8 protein-coding genes are annotated in these 7147 nt (G+C 65.3%); 6 read left to right on the top strand and 2 right to left on the bottom strand.

Annotated features, from left to right (window positions below):
* Nucleotides 1-173: 173 nt before the first annotated feature.
* Complete coding sequence (locus tag ACXJL8_RS28870) at nt 174-1202, bottom strand: ABC transporter substrate-binding protein (RefSeq protein WP_456622849.1); 1029 nt, start codon at nt 1200-1202, stop codon at nt 174-176.
* A gap of 100 nt (nt 1203-1302) precedes the next feature.
* Here ACXJL8_RS28870 and ACXJL8_RS28865 point away from each other — a divergent pair, with 100 nt between their 5' ends.
* The 6 genes from ACXJL8_RS28865 to ACXJL8_RS28840 all read left to right on the top strand — a co-directional run bounded on the left by ACXJL8_RS28865 (nt 1303) and on the right by ACXJL8_RS28840 (nt 6528).
* Entirely contained in the window at nt 1303-1950 is a 648-nt protein-coding gene (locus ACXJL8_RS28865) for a TetR family transcriptional regulator (protein ID WP_456686016.1), read from the top strand.
* A gap of 82 nt (nt 1951-2032) precedes the next feature.
* Entirely contained in the window at nt 2033-2803 is a 771-nt protein-coding gene (locus tag ACXJL8_RS28860; RefSeq protein WP_456622847.1) for an ABC transporter permease, read from the top strand.
* 47 nt (nt 2804-2850) lie between these two features.
* A complete protein-coding gene (locus ACXJL8_RS28855; protein ID WP_456622846.1) occupies nt 2851-3888 on the top strand; it encodes an NAD-dependent epimerase/dehydratase family protein in 1038 nt (345 codons plus the stop codon).
* On the top strand, nt 3875-4696 hold the full coding sequence (locus tag ACXJL8_RS28850; protein ID WP_456622845.1) for a GNAT family N-acetyltransferase: 822 nt from the start codon (nt 3875-3877) through the stop codon (nt 4694-4696). Before ACXJL8_RS28855 ends, ACXJL8_RS28850 begins: the two co-directional genes overlap by 14 nt.
* 6 nt (nt 4697-4702) lie before the next feature.
* The gene (locus tag ACXJL8_RS28845; protein ID WP_456622844.1) at nt 4703-5758 is read left to right on the top strand and encodes a dihydrodipicolinate synthase family protein; all 1056 of its coding nucleotides are present in this window, start codon (nt 4703-4705) and stop codon (nt 5756-5758) included.
* The gene (locus tag ACXJL8_RS28840) at nt 5746-6528 is read left to right on the top strand and encodes an ABC transporter ATP-binding protein (protein ID WP_456622843.1); all 783 of its coding nucleotides are present in this window, start codon (nt 5746-5748) and stop codon (nt 6526-6528) included. The genes ACXJL8_RS28845 and ACXJL8_RS28840 overlap by 13 nt, the downstream gene beginning before the upstream one ends.
* A gap of 159 nt (nt 6529-6687) precedes the next feature.
* On the opposite strand, the gene ACXJL8_RS28835 is transcribed toward ACXJL8_RS28840, so the two are convergent.
* Complete coding sequence (locus tag ACXJL8_RS28835; protein ID WP_456686015.1) at nt 6688-7086, bottom strand: hypothetical protein; 399 nt, start codon at nt 7084-7086, stop codon at nt 6688-6690.
* Nucleotides 7087-7147 lie beyond the last annotated feature (61 nt).

Genomic DNA, 7147 nt, shown 5'->3' with positions numbered 1-7147 from the left:
TCAGGGCGGGCGGCGAACACGACTTCCACGACGATGACGACGGCCGCGGAGACGACAGGCACTGATCGTCGCGCCTGTCCTCGTGCTCCGGCTGCAGCGCAGCGCCTCCTCGGCGGTGCGCTGCAGAGCCCGGGCGATGCTTCAACGCGAGGGCCAGCTAGACGCGGACAGCGCTACTTCTTCACCTTGCTCGCATCCATCTTGATGCCGGGATCGAGCATCTTGGTCGTGAAGGCCGTCGTCACGTCGAACGGCTTTTCCATGCCGAGATAGGTCTGGACCAGCTCATAGTCCTTCTTCATCCGTTCGCCGTCGATCCAGCCGAGCGACTTGGTCGTCGTGAACTCGTCGGTCATCAGGAACTTGATGCGCTCCCACTGCCGCTCCTGGTTCTCCTTGTCGAGACCGGAGACCTGGTCGAGCAGCGCCTTCAGGCACGGGGTGACGTCGGCAACGCAGGCCGCAAAGGCCTTTTGCGTGACGCGGACGAAGTCCTCGACGAGCTTTGGATTCTTCTGGAGATAGACGCCGTTGACGATCAGCGAATTGCCGTAGGGGTTGAGGCCGATGTCCTTCCAATTGACGAAGCCGAGGTCGGCGCCGAACTCGATCGCCTTCACGTCGTGCTCGTTGTAGAAGTCGCTGATGATATCGACGGTGTGGCTCTTCAGCGCCGCGACCTTCGCGGTCGGCCCGATATTGACGAAACCGACGGCATCGGGCGCAAGGCCTGCGGCCTTCGCAAAAGCGGGCCACATCACGCGCGAGGCGTCGCCGGGCGGGTTGCCGATCTTGTGGCCGGCAAAATCCTTGACCCCGTTCACGCCGTAGCTCTTCAGCCAGTAGAAGGTCTGGCCGGTGTTGGCGTAGACGCTCATCACGGCAACAGTGTCGGCGCCCTTGCTCTTGGCCACCAGCATGGTGGCGAGATCGGCGACGCCGAATGGCGAGCCGCCGGACCCGACCTTGGCCGCGGAGACGCCAGAGCCCTTGCCGGTTTCGATCGTGAGGTCGATGCCCGCCTTCTCGTACCAGCCCTGCGCCTTGGCGTAATAATAGGGCGAGTGATCGGCCGTCGGCGTCCAGTTCAGGATCAGATTGACCGCCTCGCCCGCATTCGCGGACACCGCCGGCATACCGAGCATCAGGGCCAAGACGATCGCCGAGCCCAGAGCCGAGCCCGCCGCCTGCAAACGCTTCATCGCATCTCTCCTCATTGCCGCGACCCGGCTTGTCGCTCTCCCCGTGTGAGGCTACCAATGCAACAAGTCCGCCCTCCAATTGTCAACTGTTTGGTTGGAAATGCCTGCAAAACGATCTGGCGACACCGTGCCGCAGCGGCGCGACCCCGTCGCCACCCGCCGAAAACTGCTCACCGCGGCGCGCCTGGAATTCGCCCGGCACGGCTTTGCCGGCGCCCGCGTCGACGAGATCGCGGAGCGCGCAGGCGTCAACAAGCAGCTCGTCTATCATTATTTCGGCGACAAGGACGCGCTCTACCTCGCCGTGCTCGAATGGGTCTACGAGGACATCCGCGAGCAGGAGCGCAGACTCAATCTCGAAGGCCTGCCGCCGGAAAAGGCGATCCGCAAGCTGATCGAGGCCTCGTTCGATCACCTCGCGGCAAACCCGGATTTCATCGTGCTCCTCAACGACGAGAACCGCGGCGGCGYCCGCCATGTCCGCGGCTCGACCCGGCTGGAGGCGATGCATTCGCCGCTGGTGAAAAGCGTCTCCCACATCCTCAACGAGGGGGTGCGCAGCGGCGTGTTCCGCAAGGGGATCGACCCCGTCCAGCTCTATATCTCCATCGCGGGCTTAAGCTATTTCTTCTTCTCGAACACCCCGACGCTGTCGGCGATCTTCGGCAAGGATCTGTCCAGCCGCGCCCAGCGGCGCGCCCGCCGCAGGCATGTCGCAGATCTGGTGCTGCAGTCGCTCAGGCCATAATCAACCAACTGGTTGAAACTTGCCGCAGGGACGGTTAGGCTTGTCGTCGTGGCCGGGAGGCCGCAGCAACGGGGAGCAAACGGTGACAGGTGACGGAGCAAGTCCGGCGCGCAGCTTTGCGATCATCCTGATCGTGCATCTCGCCGTGCTCGTGCTCTGGCAGGTCGCGGTGGATGCCTTCCACGTCCCGAAATTCATCCTGCCCTCGCCGCTCGCGACGGTGCAGACGCTGGGAACCGCGAACTACGCCTGGGGCGCCAATACGCTGGTCACCGCCAGTGAGATCCTCGGCGGCTTCGCGCTTGGCGCCGTCGTCGGCGTTGCGCTGGCCGTGATCTTCAGCTGGGCGCCGCTGGTGAGCCTGGTTCTGCTGCCGCTGTTCGTGACGCTGAACATGATCCCGAAGGTCGCGCTCGGCCCGCTCCTGATCGTCTGGTTCTCCTACGGCATCGTGCCGAACATCCTGATCGCGTTCAGCATCTGCTTCTTCCCGATCCTGCTCACCACCGCGCGCGGCCTGCGCGAGGTCGAGCCCGACCTGCTCGATCTCGTCAAATCGCTGCGCGGCTCGCGCTGGACGCTGTTCCGCAAGATCCAGCTGCCGGGATCGCTGCCTTACATCTTCTCCGGCATGAAGGTCGGCGCCATCCTGGCGGTCGCCGGCGCCATCGTCGGCGAGTTCATCGCCTCCGAGCGCGGGCTCGGCTACCTCATGATCCAGGTGCAGTCGTCGCTCGACACGCCCGCGATGGTGATGGCCGTCGTGCTGCTGACGCTGCTCGGCGTCGCCCTCTACGGCCTCGTCCTCGCCCTCGAACGCATGTTCGTGGTCGGCGACGCAAGACAGACCTGAAACGGCAGACCTGAAAACGGCAGACCTAACCGACCAAGGACCGATCGATGCTCCTCACCCGCCAGACCCTGCCGAAGACCATCCCGGACATCGCCGCACTCGACGATCTCCTGTGCCGGCCGACCCAGGCGCTCATCGACGACCTCGCCAAGGTCGACGGCGACATCATGATCCTCGGCGTCGCCGGCAAAATGGGACCGACGCTGGCGGGGCTCGCAAAGGCGGCCGTGCCGGGTCGCCGCGTCATCGGCGTGGCCCGGTTCAGCGACCCCAGCGTCAAGGACTGGCTGCATGAGCGCGGCGTCGAGACCATCAATTGCGACCTGATGAATGAGGCTGCAATCAAGGCGTTGCCGCAGGCGCCGAACATCATCTTCATGGCTGGGCGAAAATTCGGCGCCGAGGGCGATCTGTCGCTGACCTGGGCGATGAACGCGCATGTGCCGGCGCTCGTCGCGCAGGCGTTCCCATCGTCGCGGATCGTGGCGTTCTCGACCGGCTGCATCTATCCCTTCGTGCCGGTCGACGGCAAAGGCTCGACCGAGGAGATGGCGCCGAACCCGCCCGGCGAATACGCCCAGTCCTGCGTCGGCCGCGAGCGCATGTTCGAATATTTTTCGCGCAAGTTCGAAACGCCGGGCCGCCTGTTCCGGCTCAATTACGCCATCGACATGCGCTACGGCGTGCTGCACGATATTGCGACAAAGGTGCTGACGGGCACGCCGATCGACGTCAGCCTTGGCCACGTCAATTTCATCTGGCAGGGTGATGCCTCGTCGCAGGCGCTGCGTTGCCTGGCGCACTGCACGGCACCGACCTCGCCGATCAATGTCAGCGGTCACGAGATCCTCGCGGTGCGCGATCTCGCCGCAAAATTCGGCGCAAGGTTCGGCCGCGCGCCGGTGCTGACAGGCAAGGAAGAGCCGACGGCGTGGCTGACCGACACGTCACAGGCGGTCGAGCTGTTCGGCCTGCCCGTCGTCGATACCGAGCAACTGATCGCCTGGACCGCGGACTGGGTGTCCCGCGCGATGCCGAGCCTCGGCAAGCCCACCAAATACGAGGTGCGCGATGGACGCTACTGACGGCCCGCCCATCCTCAAGCTCGGTGTCGAGGACGCGATGGCCGGGCTGGTGCTGTCGGCGGAAGCGCACTGGAATCAGACCGAAGAGGATTGGCGCGTTTTCCTGCGCGATGGCGTCGTGTTCGGCATCCGCGACGGCGCACGACTGGTCGCGACCGCGGCACTGCTGCCCTATTCCGGCAACAACGCCTGGATCAGCATGGTGCTGGTATCAGGCACGCATCGCCGCCGCGGCCTCGCAACGCGCCTCGTCGACGCATGCCTGGAGACGGCGCGCAAGAACGGCCTGACGAGTTGGCTCGACGCGACGCCCGACGGCGTTGCCGTGTACGGGCCGCTCGGCTTCACGCCGACGCTGCAATTGCGCCGGCTGAAACTGGCGGGCTCCGTGCGAGCCGAAGCGCCACCGTCTTCATCCGCAACCATCGATGCGCTGCGCGCGCGGGACCGGCGGGCCACCGGCTTCGACCGGACCAGCCTCCTCTCAGCCTTCGCACAACGCTCGGGCTCGCGCATCGTCGCAGCGAATGGATGCATCGCGCTGGTCCGCGACGGACGGACCGCACGCCATATCGGCCCCCTGTTTGCCGATCATGCCGCCGAAGCGCTGGGCCTTGTTCACGCGATCGCGCGATCCGAGACCAGCCCCCTCCTGATCGACGCCGTCGCCTCGCAAGCCGCGTTCCTGGAAGGATTGACCGCATCGGGCTGGACCGTTGAACGGCCGTTCCAGCGCATGCGGTTCGGCCCCGCCACCACCGCGGGCGAGGAAATGCCATTCGCCGTCGCCGGCCCGGAATTCGGATAGGACATCATGCACCACAGCCAGATCAACTCTGACGTCCGCAAGCTGATCGCCGACGGCACCGTGCTGCCGGCGCATCCGCTCGCACTCACCGCCGAGCGTCAGCTCGACAAACAGCATCAGCGTGCGCTGACACGCTACTATATCGACGCAGGTTCCGGCGGCCTTGCCGTCGGCGTGCACACGACCCAGTTCGCGGTCCGCGACGTCGGCCTCTATCGTCCCGTGCTTGAGCTCGCCGCCGAGACCGCGGCCAACTGGACCCAGCGACCRCTGGCGATGGTTGCAGGCCTAGCCGGTCCGACCAGGCAGGCGGCGACCGAGGCCCGCACCGCGCGCGACATCGGCTATCATGCCGGCCTGCTCAGCCTCGCCGCGATGAAGAGCGCCTCCGAGGACGAGATCATCGCGCATTGCACGGCGGTCGCCGCCGAGATTCCGCTGGTCGGCTTCTATCTCCAGCCGGCGGTGGGCGGCGTCATCCTGTCGAGCCGGTTCTGGCAGCGCTTTGCCTCCATCGACAATGTGATCGCGATCAAGATCGCGCCGTTCAACCGCTACCGGACGCTCGACGTGTTGCGCGGCGTCGCGGCCGCCGGCGCGCTCGACCGCGTCGCGCTCTACACCGGCAATGACGATCACATCCTGCTCGACCTCATGCTGCCATTCGACCTGCGCGACAACGGCGTCACCACGCGCACCTATTTCAAGGGCGGCCTGCTCGGTCACTGGTCGGTGTGGACCGCAAGCGCCATCAAACAGTTCGAACGCTGCAGGGCGGCGCGGCACAAGGATAGTGTGCCGGCCGATTTGCTGGCGCTCGACGCCCGTGTCACCGACTGCAACAGCGCCTTCTTCGACGTCGCCAACAATTTTCACGGCTGCATCGCCGGCTGCCACGAGGTGCTGCGGCGCCAGGGCCTGATGCAGGGCCTGTGGTGCCTCGATCCGGACGAGGGCCTGAGCCCGGGGCAGCAAGACGAGATCGACCGCGTCTGCCGCGAGCACGCCGACCTCAGCGACGATGCGTTCGTGGCCGCCAACCTGGACAAATGGCTGGCATGACCGCAGAGCCCTTCATCAGCCTGCGCGGCGTCCGAAAAGTCTATCGCAGCGGCGGCGCCGAGTTTCTCGCGGTCTCCGACGTCACCATGGACGTGCAGGAAGGTGAGCTGGTGTCGCTGGTCGGCCCGTCCGGCTGCGGCAAGACCACGGTGATGAAGATTTTGGCCGGCCTGCACGGCGCCGACGGCGGCACGGTGAAGATCGGCAATGCCAAGAGCCGGTTCGATCCGACCCGCGACATCGGCATGGTGTTCCAGCAGGCACTGTTGCTGAAATGGCGGACCATTCTGGACAATGTGCTGCTGCCGGCCGAGATCGTGGGCCTGCCGATCAAGGCCGCGCGCGAGCGGGCGCGCGACCTGCTCAATTTGGTCGGGCTTGCCGGCTACGAGCAAAAATATCCGCGAGAGCTGTCCGGCGGCATGCAGCAGCGCACCGCGATCGCGCGCGCCTTCGTGCATGATCCAAAACTGATCCTGATGGACGAACCGTTCGGCGCGCTCGACGCGCTGACCCGCGAACAGATGAACCTGGAGATGCTGCGGATCTGGCGCGAGAGCGGCAAGACCATCGTCTTCGTCACCCACTCGATCCAGGAAGCCGTCTTCCTGTCCTCGCACTGCGCGGTGCTGACGGCGGGACCGGCGAAGATGGCCGATTATTTCGCCATCGACCTGCCCTTCCCGCGCGCCCTTCCGCTCAAGACCACGGACGCCTTCGGCGCCTATGCGCGGCGCATCTATGAGAAGCTGGGCCTGGGTGCGGCGTAAGACGGCCAAGCTCGTCCCTGCGCAATCAGTCTCGTAGCCCGGATGGAGCGAAGCGTAATCCGGGACGGTGCCGCTGGCGTGCGGGATCCCGGATTACGCTGCGCTCCATCCGGGCTACGGAGCTGGGCGCGGCGTCAACACCGCGCCCCCTTCTTGCAATCAGGTCTTGTTGCGCATCTTGCTGAGCAAATAGTTGTCGTAGAAGTTTTCCGCGATCTGCGTGTAGAAGAGCAGCTCCTTCATATACGCGTCGTGGCTCTCCTTGGTCCGCTTGAACAGATCGCTCTTGCCGGCGAGCTCGTTCAGGTGCTCCTGGGTCGCGGTGTAGCAGGCTTCCAGCACCGGCTGCGGGAATGCCTTCAGCTCCGCGCCATTGGCGATCAGCCGCTTCAGGGCGGCCGGATTCACGCTGTCGTATTTCTCGAGCATCCAGGCACCCGCCGCGGAGCCGGCCTGGTTGAGGACCGCCTGGTACTGCTTCGGCAAGCTGGCCCATTTCTCGTCGTTGACGATCATGTGCAGCATCGCGCCGCCCTTGAGGAATGTACGGCGTTTCATGATCGGCTTCTCCCTGGATCAAGGCTTGAAATGGACGGCATGGGCCACGGTCTTCCCGGAC

Source organism: Bradyrhizobium sp. P5_C11_2 (assembly GCF_054049755.1).
This window is presented reverse-complemented; position numbering and strand designations above follow the sequence as displayed.